This is a genomic window from Shewanella sp. SP1S2-4 (assembly GCF_031932075.1).
GTDB classification, from domain to species: domain Bacteria; phylum Pseudomonadota; class Gammaproteobacteria; order Enterobacterales; family Shewanellaceae; genus Shewanella; species Shewanella baltica.
In genome coordinates this window covers 57,551-73,151 of the sequence record NZ_JAUOET010000011.1, presented here as the reverse complement: position 1 = coordinate 73,151, position 15,601 = coordinate 57,551, and the positions used below count along the sequence as shown (strand labels likewise).

General features: G+C 47.1%; 15 protein-coding genes. 5 read left to right on the top strand and 10 right to left on the bottom strand.

All coding sequences use genetic code 11. The features are described 5' to 3' along the window. Nucleotides 1–371: 371 nt before the first annotated feature. Nucleotides 372–4,898 (top strand): EAL domain-containing protein, encoded by a 4,527-nt coding sequence (locus tag Q4Q52_RS12085; protein ID WP_311990717.1) that lies wholly within the window; start codon nucleotides 372–374, stop codon nucleotides 4,896–4,898. Between the two features lie 110 nt (nucleotides 4,899–5,008). Here Q4Q52_RS12085 and Q4Q52_RS12080 read toward each other — a convergent pair whose 3' ends face one another. Further along, entirely contained in the window at nucleotides 5,009–6,100 is a 1,092-nt protein-coding gene (locus tag Q4Q52_RS12080; protein WP_006083479.1) for a branched-chain amino acid aminotransferase, read from the bottom strand. Between the two features lie 130 nt (nucleotides 6,101–6,230). On the opposite strand from Q4Q52_RS12080, the gene Q4Q52_RS12075 reads away from it, so the two are divergent. Beyond that, on the top strand, nucleotides 6,231–6,500 hold the full coding sequence (locus tag Q4Q52_RS12075) for a Rho-binding antiterminator (RefSeq protein ID WP_311990716.1): 270 nt from the start codon (nucleotides 6,231–6,233) through the stop codon (nucleotides 6,498–6,500). A gap of 44 nt (nucleotides 6,501–6,544) precedes the next feature. On the opposite strand, the gene Q4Q52_RS12070 is transcribed toward Q4Q52_RS12075, so the two are convergent. Both Q4Q52_RS12070 and Q4Q52_RS12065 read right to left on the bottom strand, forming a co-directional pair. Then, on the bottom strand, nucleotides 6,545–6,895 hold the full coding sequence (locus tag Q4Q52_RS12070) for a RidA family protein (RefSeq protein ID WP_311990715.1): 351 nt from the start codon (nucleotides 6,893–6,895) through the stop codon (nucleotides 6,545–6,547). Between the two features lie 80 nt (nucleotides 6,896–6,975). Further along, complete coding sequence (locus Q4Q52_RS12065) at nucleotides 6,976–8,469, bottom strand: Na+/H+ antiporter NhaC family protein (protein WP_311990714.1); 1,494 nt, start codon at nucleotides 8,467–8,469, stop codon at nucleotides 6,976–6,978. Nucleotides 8,470–8,648: 179 nt separating this feature from the next. On the opposite strand from Q4Q52_RS12065, the gene Q4Q52_RS12060 reads away from it, so the two are divergent. After that, complete coding sequence (locus tag Q4Q52_RS12060) at nucleotides 8,649–8,870, top strand: cell division protein ZapB (protein WP_006083484.1); 222 nt, start codon at nucleotides 8,649–8,651, stop codon at nucleotides 8,868–8,870. On the opposite strand, the gene Q4Q52_RS12055 is transcribed toward Q4Q52_RS12060, so the two are convergent. The 7 genes from Q4Q52_RS12055 to Q4Q52_RS12025 all read right to left on the bottom strand — a co-directional run bounded on the left by Q4Q52_RS12055 (nucleotide 8,867) and on the right by Q4Q52_RS12025 (nucleotide 14,408). Beyond that, entirely contained in the window at nucleotides 8,867–9,079 is a 213-nt protein-coding gene (locus tag Q4Q52_RS12055) for a DUF1107 domain-containing protein (protein WP_106649149.1), read from the bottom strand. The genes Q4Q52_RS12060 and Q4Q52_RS12055 overlap by 4 nt on opposite strands. A gap of 462 nt (nucleotides 9,080–9,541) precedes the next feature. Further along, nucleotides 9,542–10,150 (bottom strand): thiol:disulfide interchange protein DsbA/DsbL, encoded by a 609-nt coding sequence (locus Q4Q52_RS12050; RefSeq protein ID WP_311990713.1) that lies wholly within the window; start codon nucleotides 10,148–10,150, stop codon nucleotides 9,542–9,544. A 130-nt stretch (nucleotides 10,151–10,280) separates the two neighbouring features. Beyond that, nucleotides 10,281–11,303 (bottom strand): serine/threonine protein kinase, encoded by a 1,023-nt coding sequence (locus Q4Q52_RS12045; protein ID WP_006083490.1) that lies wholly within the window; start codon nucleotides 11,301–11,303, stop codon nucleotides 10,281–10,283. Nucleotides 11,304–11,305: 2 nt separating this feature from the next. Next, the gene (locus tag Q4Q52_RS12040) at nucleotides 11,306–11,638 is read right to left on the bottom strand and encodes a DUF3630 family protein (RefSeq protein WP_063884645.1); all 333 of its coding nucleotides are present in this window, start codon (nucleotides 11,636–11,638) and stop codon (nucleotides 11,306–11,308) included. Between the two features lie 13 nt (nucleotides 11,639–11,651). Then, the gene (locus Q4Q52_RS12035) at nucleotides 11,652–13,106 is read right to left on the bottom strand and encodes a protein adenylyltransferase SelO family protein (RefSeq protein ID WP_311990712.1); all 1,455 of its coding nucleotides are present in this window, start codon (nucleotides 13,104–13,106) and stop codon (nucleotides 11,652–11,654) included. 9 nt (nucleotides 13,107–13,115) lie between these two features. Then, nucleotides 13,116–13,427 carry a hypothetical protein gene (locus tag Q4Q52_RS12030; protein ID WP_311891204.1) on the bottom strand — a complete coding sequence of 104 codons (312 nt, stop codon included), beginning with the start codon at nucleotides 13,425–13,427 and terminating at the stop codon, nucleotides 13,116–13,118. A 144-nt stretch (nucleotides 13,428–13,571) separates the two neighbouring features. Further along, a complete protein-coding gene (locus Q4Q52_RS12025) occupies nucleotides 13,572–14,408 on the bottom strand; it encodes a hypothetical protein (protein ID WP_311990711.1) in 837 nt (278 codons plus the stop codon). Between the two features lie 274 nt (nucleotides 14,409–14,682). Here Q4Q52_RS12025 and Q4Q52_RS12020 point away from each other — a divergent pair, with 274 nt between their 5' ends. Next, a complete protein-coding gene (locus tag Q4Q52_RS12020) occupies nucleotides 14,683–15,042 on the top strand; it encodes a DsrE family protein (RefSeq protein WP_311990710.1) in 360 nt (119 codons plus the stop codon). A gap of 147 nt (nucleotides 15,043–15,189) precedes the next feature. Next, nucleotides 15,190–15,588: a nitrous oxide-stimulated promoter family protein gene (locus tag Q4Q52_RS12015; RefSeq protein ID WP_012090453.1), complete on the top strand. Its 399-nt coding sequence runs from the start codon at nucleotides 15,190–15,192 to the stop codon at nucleotides 15,586–15,588. Nucleotides 15,589–15,601: the final 13 nt, after the last annotated feature.

Here is a 15,601-nt window from a genome sequence, read left to right as displayed (position 1 = left end):
AAAATAGTTCAACCAAAGACCTTGCTTCTCCCCCTTCCGGCAAGGTCTTTTTCTATTCGCCCTCGTGATTTTAGTGACCCCACGCACTGGTTTTCGCTGCATTTGTCGCAGCATCATATGTTGGCCTATCTTAAACAGTGCTAAGCTTCTTAAGCTTAAACACGGGAAAAAAAGCTCGTCATAACCAGCACAAAGACACTGAAACAGTATATTTAAGCTATCGCATGATCGGTGATAGAATCGCGCCCATCGATTTTGGTTATTTTTAAACCAAGTCAGTTATTTAAACTAAATTTTTACAACAAAATGGCATTTAAGGTCTAGGCTAAGAACTAAACTAAATAGAAACCTAATCAGGATGGGTCCGTTTTTTGGTAGGGGAAAATTTGAGTCAACTAATCCACAAGCTTGTGCTAAGCGCGCTTTGTATCCTAAGTTTGTGGGGGATATCGTGCAATGGATTAACGCAACCCTTGAGTGCGGCTTTTACACAGCTTAAATTTGAACATATTCGCAGTGAAGATGGTCTCAACCAGAATACAATTACCAGCCTGTTTATGGACAGTGCTGGCATGTTGTGGATTGGCACTCAAGATGGTTTGCATGCCTATAATGGTCATAACTTCAATATTTTCACCCACTCACCCAACGATCCTAACAGTATTTCTGAAAGTTATGTCTCTGACATTATTCAAGATTCAGAAGGCTACATCTGGGTTTCCACGTTCAGCCAAGGAGTCAATCGACTCGATTTAAGCACTGGGACCTTTGAACACTTTGGCCAAGAACAAGGCTTAACCGATCCCCGCACCACCAAACTCAGCATAGTGGGTAATACACTCTGGATTGGCACTAAAGCAGGACTATTTTCCCTATCGATCAAAACTAAACGCATTACCCAAGTGAGTTTAGGTAATAGTGTCGAACCCCATATCACAAGCCTAGCCAATGTTGAAAACACTTATCTGTTAGCTGGAACCCAAGATAGCGGCACCTTTGCTGTCAGTGCAAATACCATCACCCGCTTGAACGTGCCGCAAAATGTCACGGCCTATCAAATTAAAGCGAACTCGGCCTATTCGATCAGCTTAGCGCTCGGTGGACAGCTATGGCACTACAACTTAGCCTCGCAACAGGGCGAAATCCTTTGGCAGACCGACGATAACGTGCCTTATATCAAGGATTTTATCCAAACTGAACAGGGTGATTTTTGGGTCGTCGGGCCTGAAGCGGGTCTTATTCAACTGGAGAGAAACAACAAAGCATTTAATGCGACTTACCACAGGTATGATCCTAAGCGCGTCAACAGTATCAGTGAAAACAACATACTGAGTTTGCTGCAAGATCCCTTTGGTAATTTATGGTTAGGCGCCAGTTATTCGGGCTTAGATAAAATAAATACCCGCCGCCAGTATTTTCAGCATATTTTCGAATACACCCCAGATCTGTCGCAACAGAGTAACAATATTCGCACCTTGTTCCGCAGTAAAGATGATGCCCTCTGGATAGGTACTGAAGGCGCAGGGCTTAAGCGCATGTTAACGAACGGGCAATATGAGCACTTTACGGAGAGATTTGCGAACGCCTTAGGGATGCATCAACGCAATTTAAATCTCACCCTGCGAGATATTGATCAAGACAAAGCAGGCGTGCTCTGGTTTGCGACTAACTATGGACTCGGCCGGTTGTCGCCAGAGGGAGAATTCCAATTACTCAAGGTCACTGCAAGTACGGACCAAGGCTCTGAAGCCAATTATATTCGTAATCTAGAAATTGATGATCAAGGCCATCTCTGGGTAGCAACGACTCACGCCCTCTATCGCAAGGCTATAGGTAACGATGAGTTTACTTTTATCTCATTGGCGAATATTGACCATTTCTCTCCAGCACAAAACCAACTTTTAATCCTCAGAGCACATAAAGATACGCTATGGATTGGTACACTCGATGGTTTGTTGAAACTGGACATGCAGACGGGTATAGGGAAATCTTACTTCCATCAAGCTGCTAATAAGAAAAGCTTAATCAATAACCGTGTCCGCGATATTTTAGTGACTCAAGCGGGCGAGGTGTGGTTCGCCACCCATGGTGGCATCAGTATATTACCTTCTCAAGATGCCAATGCAGACTTTACCCATTACACCCGCGATCAGGGATTACCAAGCGATACTATCTACGCCTTATTAGAAGACCAACAACATAATATTTGGTTTAGCAGTAATGCGGGCATAGGCAAACTAAACCCTAAAACCAATCGTGTCATCATATTCAACGAGCAAGAGGGATTACAGGCGCTGGAGTTTAACGGTGGTGTAAAACTGCAAGACAGCGATGGCGATCTCTGGTTTGGTGGCATTAATGGTATCAATCGTTTTAATCCCAAGTTGATTCCGGATCAACGACCCGATGTTAAAGTCGCGCTCACAGGCTATAGCATTGCAGGAAAAGACCATACGATTCTCGACTTAAGTCATCCTCCTAGCATAGTGATGGACTATAGCGATCAGCTGATCAGTTTTGAGGTGACCTCATTGGATTTCAGCTACACAGGTAAAAATCGTTTTAGCTATTATCTTGAAGGATTTGATAACGAATGGCATGAGCTACCCACAGGCAATGAAATCACCTTCACTAACATCAATCCTGGTCATTACCGATTGCATGTTCGCCATGGCCTACAATACAACTCAGCAGGTGCCTATGCACTGCTTGTCGATCTGAATGTACAAGCCCCCTTCTATCGCACTCAGTTCGCCTACACCCTTTATTTCTTACTCACATTAGGCTTGCTGGTTTGGATTATTCGCTGGCGTAAAAAGAAACGTCACATACAAAGTGAATTTGAAACCAGTATCCGCGCCTCTGAGGAGCGACTAAAGCTGGCACTGTGGGCATCTGGCGATGGCATGTGGGACTGGAACATACCCGAAAATCGAGTCTATCGTACCAATATGGATGCTTCGATTCCCCATTGGAATAGCAGCAATATTGCCCATGAGAGCATGCACTCAGAAGACAGAGAGAGATTCAAACTTGAGCTAAACGAGCATCTTCAAGGCCGCTCACCTTTCTTCGAAGCCGAGTACCGTGTCGAACGCTCACCGGGTAATTGGGTATGGATTTTAGATCGTGGCAAAGTGGTTGAAAAAGATAGTTTAGATAACCCGATCCGCATGACAGGGACTAACCGTAACATTACCTCTCGTAAGCTGATTGAGAACGAGTTGGTCTTGTCCTCACAAGTGCTCAACAGCATGAATGAAGCCGTTGTCGTAGCGGGCCTAGACTATCGCATTGGCTCAGTAAACCCTGCATTTTGCACGATAACAGGCTACACAGAACGCCAAATCAGCGACAGACATTTTACTCACTTAGCCTTTGGCCGCCAACAGCGTGAATTGTTCAATACCATTGAACAACAGCTGCTGCGTCATAAACATTGGGTTGGGGAACTGTGGATCCGCAATAAACAACGGCAGGCAATTCTAGTCTGGCTAGAGATCAACCAAGTTATCGACATTAAAGGTGAAACCAGCCACTTCGTTGCGGTATTTACCGACATTACAGAGCGAAAAAAAGCCGAAGAAGATCTGCGTTTCCTCGCCAGTTTCGACACGTTAACTGGCCTACCCAACCGAACCTTGTTCCAAGACAGGCTTAATCACGCGATAACCCAAGCGCATAGAGCGAACAATATCGTCGCCTTACTGTTTTTAGATCTCGACCGCTTTAAACATATCAACGACTCCATGGGTCACCATGTCGGCGATTTACTGCTCAAAGCCGTTGCCAGAAGACTACAAAATGCAGTGCGCGATGGCGATACGGTTGCACGCTTAGGCGGTGACGAATTTACCATTATTTTAGAAGGAGTGGCCAAAACCAAAGCCGCTACTTTGATCTCAGAAAAAGTGCTCAGAGCATTCCAAACGCCCTTTTTATTAGACGATAAAACGCTGACCATTTCGACCTCTATCGGTATCAGTCTCTATCCAAACGATGCCGACAACGCCGACTCGCTGATTAAATTTGCCGATACTGCCATGTACCACGCGAAATCGTCAGGCAGGAATAACTTCCAGTTTTATACTTCTAAGTTAAATGAAATTGCCACGCGCCATGTGCAACTCGAAAGTGGGTTAAAACAGGCGATTCAGCGCAACGAGTTGAGCTTAGTTTATCAGCCTAAGTTCTGTTTAAAAGATGGCTCGCTGACTGGGATAGAAGCGCTTTTACGTTGGCATCACACTGAACTTGGCCCCATTTCCCCCGTCGAGTTTATTCCGCTGGCGGAAGAAACCGGCATCATCACTCAAATTGGCCATTGGGTAATCAATCATGCTTGCCAGCAATTAGCCGAATGGAACAGCTTAGGATTCAATGGTATCACTGTCGCCGTTAACCTATCGGCGCGCCAGCTTAAGGCTGATATTATCTCCACCATAGAAGTGGCCTTGGCAGTTTCTGGTCTACCAGCACAATCCCTTGAGCTTGAACTGACAGAGTCGATGATCATGGGCAATCCGCAGGAGTCAGTCAGCATTTTATCTAAACTCAAAGCCCTAGGCTTGACCATAGCGGTGGATGATTTTGGGACAGGTTATTCGAGCCTAAGTTATCTCAAACGCTTCCCGATAGACACGCTGAAAATCGATCGAGAGTTCGTCAGAGATATTACCAATGATCCCGACGATGCGGCCATCACCAGCGCCATTATCGCCCTCGCCCACAGTTTAGACCTCAACGTTGTCGCCGAAGGCGTAGAAACCCAAGAACAGCTCAACTTCTTGGCGATGCAGGGTTGCGATCAAGTACAAGGTTTCTTACTCAGTAAACCCTTAAGTGGCGCGGATTTTTTAACTTTACTCAAGAATCAATCTAAGCCACAGCCGATTTGATTTGATTTGGTTTGATTTGATTTGCTTTGAGGCGAAGTCTACAAATGTCATCGTCAAAATCAGCCAATAAAAAAGGCTCCTAGGAGCCTTTAATCATCACCACAACATCCTTACTTTGCTAAACGTTCAACACGCTTAACCCAGCCTTCAGGACCTTGAATGTGGCCCTTTTGGATTTCGGTATACAGTTTGTAGATGCGCTGAACATGCTCGCCCACTTCACCATTACCGACAGTGACTATGTGGCCATCTTCAAAAATGTAGGAACCTACAGCTGAAACCACGGCCGCTGTACCAAAACCACCCGCCTCGATAATTTCACCAGATTCGATATCGGCGATAAATTGATCAAGCATGACAGTCTCTTGGCGCACTTCACAACCAAGCATCTCACCCAATTCCATGATGGATTGCGAGGTGATCGACTTAAGAATGGTATCGGTGAAGGTCGGAATGATCACAGTGCCATCTTTTAAGATATGGAAATGGTTCATCGCACCCGCTTCTTCAATCTGTTGATTGGTCGAGTCGAGATATAACACTTGCGATGCACCAAAGGCTGCCGCGGCTTTACCCGCACGCAACGACGCCGCATAGTTACCCGCCGCTTTTGAGGCGCCAGTGCCGCCCGATACCGCGCGATGGAAAGTTTTGCTAATGAGTAAGCGTATGCCTTTGTTCACGCCCGCTGCGTAATAAGCACCACTTGGGCTTAAGACCACACAGAAGGTATAACGCGTGCTTGGGCTAACAGAGAGTCGGTCTTCGGTCGCAAAAATAAAGGGGCGAATATACAGACACGCACCTTCTTGCATCGGGAACCACAGGCGATCGACATCGATCAACGCATTGATCGCATCCATCTGCACTTGTTCATCGATATTAGGAATACAGACGATATCGGCGGAGCGATTCATCCGCTCGGCATTCTTATTAATGCGGAAAGTATAAATCTCGCCATCTTCGTGCATAAAGGCTTTCGCGCCTTCAAAGATCGACTGGCCATAATGCAACGCCATTGCACCCGGTGCCATTTCAAATGGACCATAGGGAACGATGCGTGGATCGCACCATTGTCCGTCATGATAATCCATCAAAAACATATGATCGGTTCTGAGGCTACCAAAGCCCACATTCCCCTCGGGCTTGAATTGCTCAGTACGGCGCTCGGACGCAGGTTTTAAATTGTAAGTTATTTCCATCGCATACCACCTTGATTACTGAACAAGCAGACTAGGGAGCGACAGGAATAAAGTCAAGAGGGGCGCGCATATAATGCCAATGGCAAGTATTTTTGCCACAATAGGGTCGAACTCCCAATGAGACGACCCTATGTCTGACTATAAAATGATCCCCTGCGAACACTACGATTACCTCGAACTTGCCTGCCTGCGCGGTTATCAGCTCAAGATTGAGTTGATTGATGGCACCCAGTGCCAAGGCCAAGCCATCACCACGCAGACCAGAGCCGACAAAACCGAGTGGCTTGTTATCCAGCAGCAAACTCAACACGTCCTTAGGCTCGACCATATCGTTGCCATCACGCCTGCCGATGCGAATGCTGAATTTGGCAAGGTGCTAATTGCCACTAAACAAGATTAACAGTGGCAACACATGGCAACTATAATTTTATCGGTTGAAATCGGTCACTGGATCGCCGCGATCACAGACACTTCAACCAAATATTCGGGCTCAGCAATAGCAGCCTGCACGCAAGCGCGAGCTGGTGCATGGCCTTTAGGCACCCAAGCATCCCATACGGCATTCATCGCATCGTAATCCCCCATGTCTTTCAGATAGATAGTCGCTGACAATATATGCTCACGTGAACTCCCCGACTGCGCTAACAAGGTATCGACTTCCTCCAGCATAGTGACGGTTTGCTCAGTGATATCTTGATACTTATCCTTCGCCACTTGGCCACACAGATACACAGTACCTTGGTGAATGACTATGCTGCTCATGCGGGTGCCAACGTCTAAACGGGTAATGCTCATATTGATCATCTCTTAAATCAGTACATTGAAATAAAGGGTTTCACTCAAACCGAATAGGCCATTTTAACGATAAACAGGCTTTATGTCTGCGCCGCTAACTTAGGCCAAGGCGAGTAGAAACGTGCCATCAAGGCAAATAAACCGAGACCACAGCTCACCACGGCCAACCACACTAACGGCGTCGCCACAGCTAAATTCACTAATTGGAATCCTACCAAGGCCGAACACGCCGCGATTAACGCGAAAGGCAACTGAGTCACCACATGGTCATGGGGAGCGCAACCTGAACTGGTCGCACTGAGCACGCTGGTATCTGAGATGGGCGAGCAGTGATCGCCAAAAACTGACCCCGCCATCACAGCGCTCAATACAGGCAATAACAGATGAGGATCTAAATTATGGGCAATCTCAGCGCCAATCGGGATCATAATCGCAAATGTTCCCCAGCTTGAACCCGTCGCAAAAGCCATAATCGCGCAGAGTAAAAACATGCCCGCCACCAGCAAGTGCGGAGAAAGATAAGACTTAGCCCAAGCAGCTAACAATTTCGCCACGCCAAGATCTTGGATCACAGCGCCAATCATCCAAGTACAGAGCAAAATCGCAATGGCGAAAGCGATCATACGCACACCGTGGCTCAAATCCCCCACTAACGCCGTTAAACGTCGCCCAGACAAGCTCAACATAATCAGAGTGACCAAGGTCGCCAATAAACAAGCATCGCGCATAGAGGCGCCAATATCAGCCTTAGCCAGCCAGAGAGACACATTCCAAGACGAGACCTGCTGAGCCCCCGACCACAAAGTTAATCCCACCGAAGCCAATAACAGCGTCAGCATAGGAATAGCGAGCAGCCAAGGATTTCCCCTAGCCTCGACCGCATTTGAGGATTTGGCCTCTATAGGGGCAACAAAAGAGCGAAACCCCACACCATACCAAGCGACAAGCACGGATAAACCTAAAGTCACTATGGCGTAAAAATTAAATAAAGCCACATCGATAAAGGCTTCCAGCGGTGACACGGGCAAAAAGCTGATCCCCGCAATCAGAGCCATCACATAGGGGCCCCAGCTAGAGAAAGGCAATAGCGCACACAGAGGTGAAGCGTTGGAATCGACCAAATAGGCGAGCTGCTCATGGCGAATACCATAACGTTGGCTCAATGGCTGACAAACATGGCCGACGGCAAGGCAACTGAAAATTCCATCGATAAACACTAACCAACCAAGGAAAACGACGCCCAGACGCGCCTGACGTTCAGTGCGGATACGGCTATAAAGCCAATCACCAAACTGACCCACGGCGCCGCCACGTGCTAATAACTGCGTCATGCAGCCTAGCAGCAACATGGCCAATAGCACATTGAGGTGCCAAGCTTGCCAAGCACCTTGGGCATAGAATTGTTTAACGCCGATATCAAGCAAATACCGCCCAGTTTGCAGCGGATCAAATTGGGCGATCAATAGCGCGCCAGAGACGATGCCGACGCCTAACGCCACAAGTGTACGACGTAAAAACAGGGCTAAGGTTAAGGTCAACAGTAGCGGGAGTATGGCGAGCAGACTAGGCGACATGGACCATTCCGATAAAAAATAAAACCAAGAATACTAACGAGTTAATAACAAATGCAAAAAAACTTAATTTAGAACCCAGTAATAGGGTGTTTTTTGACCAAACGACAAGAATCGCTATTCCTTAAGTTCTAGGCACTGCTAGAATCACAGTCCCATCCAGAAACCATAGGACTCTCCAGATGAGCCTTGAATTACTGTCCAAACTGGAAACCAAAATCCAGGCTGCACTCGAAACTATCGAGCTTCTAAAAATGGAGCTTGAAGAAGAGAAGCAAAAAGCGTCTACGCTGAGTGAGCACAATCAACAATTGAATGCGCAAAACCAGCAACTACAAGAAGAACTCACTTCTTGGAACGAAAAAGTGACTGGCCTTGTTGGCTTGTTAAACAGCGAAATCTAAACAGCCTTTGTTTGATGATGCTGCGCTTCGATCAGTTCGTTCAATTCTAAAATAGCCTGCTTCACTTTTGGCAGGCTTTTTCTTGGCAGCAAAAACCGTCCCTTCTCAAATTCCAATCGTCCTAAGTCTTTAACCCAAATAACACCAGTGAGAAAAATACGCGCATGCTTAACGATAAGCTTAGGTGCGTAGACAGGAAAAACTCTCATATGACCACCTACAAGCATTCTTGTTGTTATTGATTACAGTTGTTTGACAGAAGCTTTACCACTTGAGTTTCATCGTTAGCGTGCTTTTTTTCATAATTTATTGCCAAAAACAGTTAATCATCTGATTTAGTTAACTTATCAATTTGCCACGCTGTAACCCAAATAAACAAAACGCCATAATAATGTCACTTGCCATTTTTTTGACGCTCTGCTAAATTAACAGCGTTACTCAGGGTAAAAATGAGTCCTCTGGCTCAAGTCCGTACTTTCTTTTACAAGAAGTACGGTTTTTTTTGCCTATTTTTTGCCTCGCTTTTATTCAATAAGTTCAAGCGACTAACCTCAAAATCGCCTAGTCTGCGCCGTACCGCAATAAAAAAGGAGCCCTCAGGCTCCTTTCAAACTCAGTATATTCAGCATTATTACAAACCCGCATGACAGTGATGTGATAACGCCATAAAACTATTTTTTGGTTAAGTAGAAAGCGATATCTAACAGTTCGTCGTAGGATTTAATCGCGCCAGTCTCAACACGATACTTACCGTTAACGACGAGAGCAGGTACGCCAGTCAGCTTAGCGTTTTCAGTATCACGCTTCATTTTCGCCATTTGCGCCTTCACCATGAAAGACTCTGCGGCCGCATCGAAGGTTTTACCATCGACACCGTTAGCCACGAAAAGAGCGCGAATATCGGCAAGGCTAGTGAAGTGTTCTTTTTTCTCATGAATGGCAGAGAATAACGCCGCATCCATTTTATCATCGACGTTTAACTGATGCGCAACTGCGAATGCGCGTGACATTTCAACGCCCATTTCTTTACCAATAAAATCAACGTGTGCTTGGTTAAACGCTACGCCTTCAGGCTTTTCTGCGAGAATTTTTGGCACTACCGTTTTAGAGAAATTAAAGCAGTGTGGGCAATAGAAAGAGAAAAACTCGGTGATCTCTGGCTTAGCGGTTGCTGGGCCATCGTTAATCACTGTGTAATGCACACCTTCTTGGTATTCCACAGCCGATACAGCCAGTGGCGCCAGTAATAAAGCCGCGGCCATAAGTAATACTTTTTTCATGAACATTCCTTAAATCATTTTTGATAAATTGGCTGGAGACTAACATATTCCATTTTTTGAGTGTAACTCAAGCTTAAGAGTTCAATCTAATGTCACAAGATACGTCTGTGACATCATATTTTGCTCAATACTAATAAGGCACTAGGCTCAGTGGTGGCTCGCCAAGGGCAAAAAGTTGCTCCTTAAATGCCAAGATCTGCTGTTCCCAATACTTTTCATCCCCAAACCAAGGGAAGTTCATCGGGAAAGCAGGATCGTCCCAGCGACGACCAATCCACGCGTTGTAGTGCACCATACGCAGCGCCCGCAGCGGTTCAATCAAGGCTAACTGCCTTGTATCAAACTCACAAAACTCTTCATAGGCTTCGAGTAATATCTCAAGCTGCATCAACTGCTGCGCTCTATCACCCGTTAGCATCATCCATAAATCTTGAATCGCCGGCCCCATGCGAGCATCGTCTAAATCAACGAATCCGGGACCATCTGGCGTCCACAAAATATTGCCTGGGTGTAAATCGCCATGCAAACGAATGGCCGCAAAATCTTGGCGATCCCAAATCGCATTCGCCTTAGCCAACACTTGCTCAACGACGGTAAAAAACGGCAAGCGTAGGCTATTAGGCACTAGATTAGATTGCTTTAACCACGCAAGCGGCTCGGCACCTAAAATCTGCGGATTCAGCGGTTCACGTTCAGCAAATACAGTTTGCGCCGCGTACTGATGTATACGACCGATGAATCGGCCAACTAATTCCAGCTGTTCTAAATTATCGACTTCGAAGGCGCGGCCACCCAAGGAAGGAAACAGGGTAAATCGATAGCCTTGGTACTTGTGTAACGTATGACCTTCGATGATCACAGGCACGGCAATCGGGATATCTTCTGCCGCAAGTGCGAGCGCATAATCATGTTCCTCTTGGATCTGCGCGTCGCTCCAACGGTCGGGGCGATAGAATTTCACCACATAACGCAGTCCTTCATCGCTGCGGAATTGATAGACGCGGTTCTCGTAACTATTCAGCGCGAGCAGGCCCGTTTCCGGGTACACGCCCAGACTTTCGATCGCATCTAAGATCAAATCCGGCGTTAGGGCTTGAAAATGGAACTCAGCGCCGCTAGAACTCGTGGTTGGTGGCGTCATATTCTGACTCATATTCAGTTCACTCTTAGGTGAGGTTGCAGCAAAGTGGCTAAGTATTCCAGCACCTCAAAATCGGCTTCTCGTTCGGTCGAGAGCCAGCAAATGTTGCCGTAAAACTCATAATTGAGCCATAACTGGCTGCCTTCAAATTCTAATAACCATTGATGCCTGTCGGCGCCCCACTGACGCTCGCGCACAGTGCAATCGAGCGCCGCGGCTAAGGGTTCGGCAAAGTCGGCGAAACGATCAAAATCGATATCCGCACTGACCGCTAAACTTAAGGCGCTTCTATCTAAGCTAATGGTATCTAAGCTCATGGCTTTTAAATGCGTACTTGGTAATTTCATGCTTGTTATCCCATCAACTACTACATGACATGATCAAACCTTGGCCCCAGTCCGGTGGACGCTTGGCCAAGTCTTCATGCTCTGCGTGCTCGGCAAAGGGCTGAGTTAAGATTTTTTGCAGCAAATGCAGCGGCGCAAGATTACCCTCTTCCACTGCGATTATCGCCTCTTGGGCTAAATAGTTACGCAAAATATATTTGGGATTCACACTATTGCGCTCAGTTTGCCACGCTGGGATATCCGCTACTGCGCCCAATCGTTGTTGGTAGGCTTGATACCAAGTATCAAACTGGCTGACATCGATAAAGTCATCCCGCAGTGCACTGTGTTTGCTGGTCGGATCTAACTTGCCTAATTGACGCCAAGTCTGAGTGTAATCAAGCTGATTTTTCTCCATCAGCACAGTGAATCTACCTATGAGGTCGAGATCCTGTTTGTCCTGCTCTACCGACGAGACATCAACTACTGAAAGACCTAGTTTTGCCCGCATCAAGCGCAAATAAGGCTGCACTAGCGCCTCTTGGTATTGATTAAGAATGGCAATTAAGTCATCGGATGGGATCACGGGCGTGAGCGCTTGCGCTAAGCGTTGCAAGTTCCACAAACCGACCCCCGGCTGCTGACCAAAGGCATAGCGACCTTCGGGATCCGAATGATTGCAGATAAAATCTTCTTGAAATGTATCGAGGAACGCAAAGGGACCGAAGTCAAAACTGTCACCCAGAATCGACATATTGTCTGTGTTCATCACTCCATGGGCAAAACCGACCGCCTGCCAGTGGGCAATCATCTTAGCGGTATCTTGCACTACCTGTAAAAACCACGCTTTATAGCCTGCGGCATCACAACTCAAATGGGGATAGTGCTGAGTAATAGTGAAGTTGAGTAATTGAATCAGCTTATCGGCACGGCCGCGCTCACTGTGGCAGAAAAACTCGAAATGACCGAAACGAATATGGCTACGGGCTAAACGCACGGTAATAGCTGCGGTTTCTTGGCTCTCACGCCATACGGGTAAGTCAGAGCCAATCACGGCCAAGGCACGGGTCGTCGGCACGTGCAAATGATGCAACGCCTCAGAGACTAAAAACTCACGCACGGCAGAGCGCATCACAGCTCGACCATCACCACGGCGCGAATAAGGCGTCGGACCGCCGCCTTTAAGGGCAACATCCCATGCGCCATTTGGGCCAATCGCTTCACCTAAAATGATCGAGCGTCCATCTCCTAAGCGCGGCGTGTAACCGCCAAATTGGTGGCCGCTATACACTTGAGCATAATAAGTTGCGCCATCGACGGCGGCATTGCCAGACAAGCCCAATAACAGCTCATCGGTGGGTTGGCTCAAGCCAATCAATTGCGCAGCGTCATCACTCCATGCCAGCCATTCAGGCTTAGTTATCCCTTGCGGGTACACCTGCGAGTAAAACTCAGGTAACTGTGTAAAAAAATCCTGTTTAAACTTCATCTTATCCACCTATTGGCTCATGGTCTTGCAAACCAGCACCGACTTATCGTCGAACTCACATAGGTGCCCACATTGATACACACCAAGGCCAAAGCCACTCACACCAGAGCTGCTTAGACGCTGCATGCCGTGGGCCTTGCTCTGGCATTGCGCTAAGGTGTCGTAGTAGCCATTAATATCCTCAGCCTGCAAAGGCGTCACCGGAATGGCACTCACATCGGGATAATAAAATAGGGTCCATTCTGGGGTTTTAGTACAGCCACTGAGTAGCAATAATCCAAGCCCGAATAAGACATTCTGTAAGGCATAGCTTAGTTTCATTTTTCCCCTATCAAGCCCATAAAAAAAGCGAACCTTAGTTCGCCTTTTGCGCATTCAGTTAGCAGGGATTCTACACTGCTTAGACGAGGGAAATAACCGCTTTTCGTTTAAGGGTTTACCCGCTAAGCACTCCCAACCAAAGTGTTAAGCCGTAGTTGCTTTAGCCTGTGCTTTCTCAATCCGATTGATACGACCCTCAAAGCCAGTGACAGTGCCATCGCTCAGCCCAAGCTCTAATGCTTTACGACAAATGACAATGGCGGCATCGAAGGCTTGGGTATCATTTAGCAAGGTGGCTAAATGCAAGAAACCGGAAGACTTAAGCTCAGTATCTTTGCCTTGCTCGGCGCTAGCCGCTTGGAACAGTGCGACATATTCTTCAGCTAACTGAGCGCCATAGTTGAGATAATCCGCCGATTTACGCTGCTTGTAGCACTCTGCGACCATATTTTGCAGCGCGGTATAGCGAGCACTGGCTGACGTTGCCCCTTGATGTTCTTCAAAGGCCCGAACTAAGGTTACATTCGCCCAAGCCCCTGGCGCACCGACCTCTGAACGCGTGCTCGATGCTGGCTCTGCTTCAGTCTTAACGTCAGCTTGTTCATCTGTTGGCGTGGTGCCTAAAATGATCACCGCCTCTTCATTATGAGCCGCAGGAATATCGACTTCGATGATATCTGTGTCTAGTTCCACCGAAATGTTCGCCGGCTCATTCGTCTCACGGGGCATCAATTCGGCTTCAACTTCGATGACAGGCTCAACTTCCACCACGCGAGAGTCCTCAGCCTGCTCAACTGGCTCAGGCTCTACTCGCTCGGGTTCAGCAGCGGAGGAAATAGGTGCCTCTTCGGAAGGAACAACAGATTTTACCGTGGTCGATTTAGGTTTCATCGCCTCTTGTTCTTCTTTCGCCAATCGCTGCGCACGAAGAAATAAAAACACCCCGACAGCAATTAGTATAAATACGACTATGATCTTCATTCTTGTTCACCTTTGATGGCCGCTTCTCGTCAGAAGCCGTGTCAATTGGTTTGCCAAAATCCATTAGGACAGTGTCCATGGCAACCGAGTCTAGCTAAAAATTGAGCAGAGATTAACCGCTATTAAAGTCCATTGTGTCGGTGCAAATCAAGTATTTATGCCTTTTTATACGATCTTGCGCTCAAATAGTTATAGTCAATTGCGCTAGACTGACGCAACCGTATTGCCTTATCACCCCAATCGCCCTGTTTACGACAAATATAAGGAACACCTGATGCAAAGTATTCTTATCGTGGCTCACGCCAGCCCCTACGGGACAGAAAAGCTATTTAACAGCCTACGCATCGCATTAGCACTGAAGGATCAGGATGAACAAGCCGTCGATCTTAAACTCTTTCTCATGTCTAATGCCGTGTTTGGCGCACTCAAAAATCAAACCACACCCGACTTAAGCTACAACCTACAACAGATGTTCGAGATCCTCTCAGCGCAGCAAGTGCCTATCCTGCTTTGTAAGACCTGTGCTCAAGCGCGAGGCGTCACGGCGGAAATGATTATCGAAGGCGCACACATAGGTACGCTGCAAGATTTAACTCGCTGGACACTAGCTGCCGACAAAGTGATGCATATCTAAGGTTTACTTTTAGGTGCGACATTGAGGATGACGGGATTGTTTAAAGCCCTATTTTGTGCGCACCTTCATAAATTGGCGCTTTCATTTTGTCAGCGTCAATTTCTCTGCCTATGATGGGATATCCGAGTGACAAGCTAAGGTATTCCAATGGGCACAGCCACACTGCTTACGGGCAAACTCCTGTACGAACACCAAACCATTGCCGCTATGGTAACGATTTATTGCAAGGCGAAACACCAAGGCCAAGACGCGACAGGCCTATGTGCAGATTGCATTGAGTTATTGGATTATGCCGCAACGCGCCTAGATCGCTGCCCCTACGGACAAAGCAAACCCACCTGTAATAAATGCCCTGTACATTGCTACAAACCAGCGCAGAAACAAATCGTCAAAGAGATCATGATCTTCTCCGGTCCTAGGATGCTGTTACCGCATCCCATTCGCGCAATCAAACACTTACTCGCGGAACGCATTCCCGTTCCCAGCGCTGTGCCCGAGGCGGCTTCAAATCGTCATCAGCGCATAGCAAGCCAGCAGAAAAACTAACGGCGATACTTTT

Bases quoted from the DNA above. Each gene is read 5' to 3' on its own strand.
- Q4Q52_RS12075 (WP_311990716.1), top strand. From the start codon at position 6,231: ATGTCTGACTATAAAATGATCCCCTGCGAACACTACGATTACCTCGAA.
- Q4Q52_RS12040 (WP_063884645.1), bottom strand. From the start codon at position 11,638: ATGAAATTACCAAGTACGCATTTAAAAGCCATGAGCTTAGATACCATT.
- Q4Q52_RS12025 (WP_311990711.1), bottom strand. From the start codon at position 14,408: ATGAAGATCATAGTCGTATTTATACTAATTGCTGTCGGGGTGTTTTTA.
- Q4Q52_RS12030 (WP_311891204.1), bottom strand. From the start codon at position 13,427: ATGAAACTAAGCTATGCCTTACAGAATGTCTTATTCGGGCTTGGATTA.
- Q4Q52_RS12015 (WP_012090453.1), top strand. From the start codon at position 15,190: ATGGGCACAGCCACACTGCTTACGGGCAAACTCCTGTACGAACACCAA.
- Q4Q52_RS12080 (WP_006083479.1), bottom strand. From the start codon at position 6,100: ATGGAAATAACTTACAATTTAAAACCTGCGTCCGAGCGCCGTACTGAG.
- Q4Q52_RS12070 (WP_311990715.1), bottom strand. From the start codon at position 6,895: ATGAGCATTACCCGTTTAGACGTTGGCACCCGCATGAGCAGCATAGTC.
- Q4Q52_RS12045 (WP_006083490.1), bottom strand. From the start codon at position 11,303: ATGAGTCAGAATATGACGCCACCAACCACGAGTTCTAGCGGCGCTGAG.
- Q4Q52_RS12020 (WP_311990710.1), top strand. From the start codon at position 14,683: ATGCAAAGTATTCTTATCGTGGCTCACGCCAGCCCCTACGGGACAGAA.
- Q4Q52_RS12065 (WP_311990714.1), bottom strand. From the start codon at position 8,469: ATGTCGCCTAGTCTGCTCGCCATACTCCCGCTACTGTTGACCTTAACC.
- Q4Q52_RS12050 (WP_311990713.1), bottom strand. From the start codon at position 10,150: ATGAAAAAAGTATTACTTATGGCCGCGGCTTTATTACTGGCGCCACTG.
- Q4Q52_RS12060 (WP_006083484.1), top strand. From the start codon at position 8,649: ATGAGCCTTGAATTACTGTCCAAACTGGAAACCAAAATCCAGGCTGCA.
- Q4Q52_RS12035 (WP_311990712.1), bottom strand. From the start codon at position 13,106: ATGAAGTTTAAACAGGATTTTTTTACACAGTTACCTGAGTTTTACTCG.
- Q4Q52_RS12055 (WP_106649149.1), bottom strand. From the start codon at position 9,079: ATGAGAGTTTTTCCTGTCTACGCACCTAAGCTTATCGTTAAGCATGCG.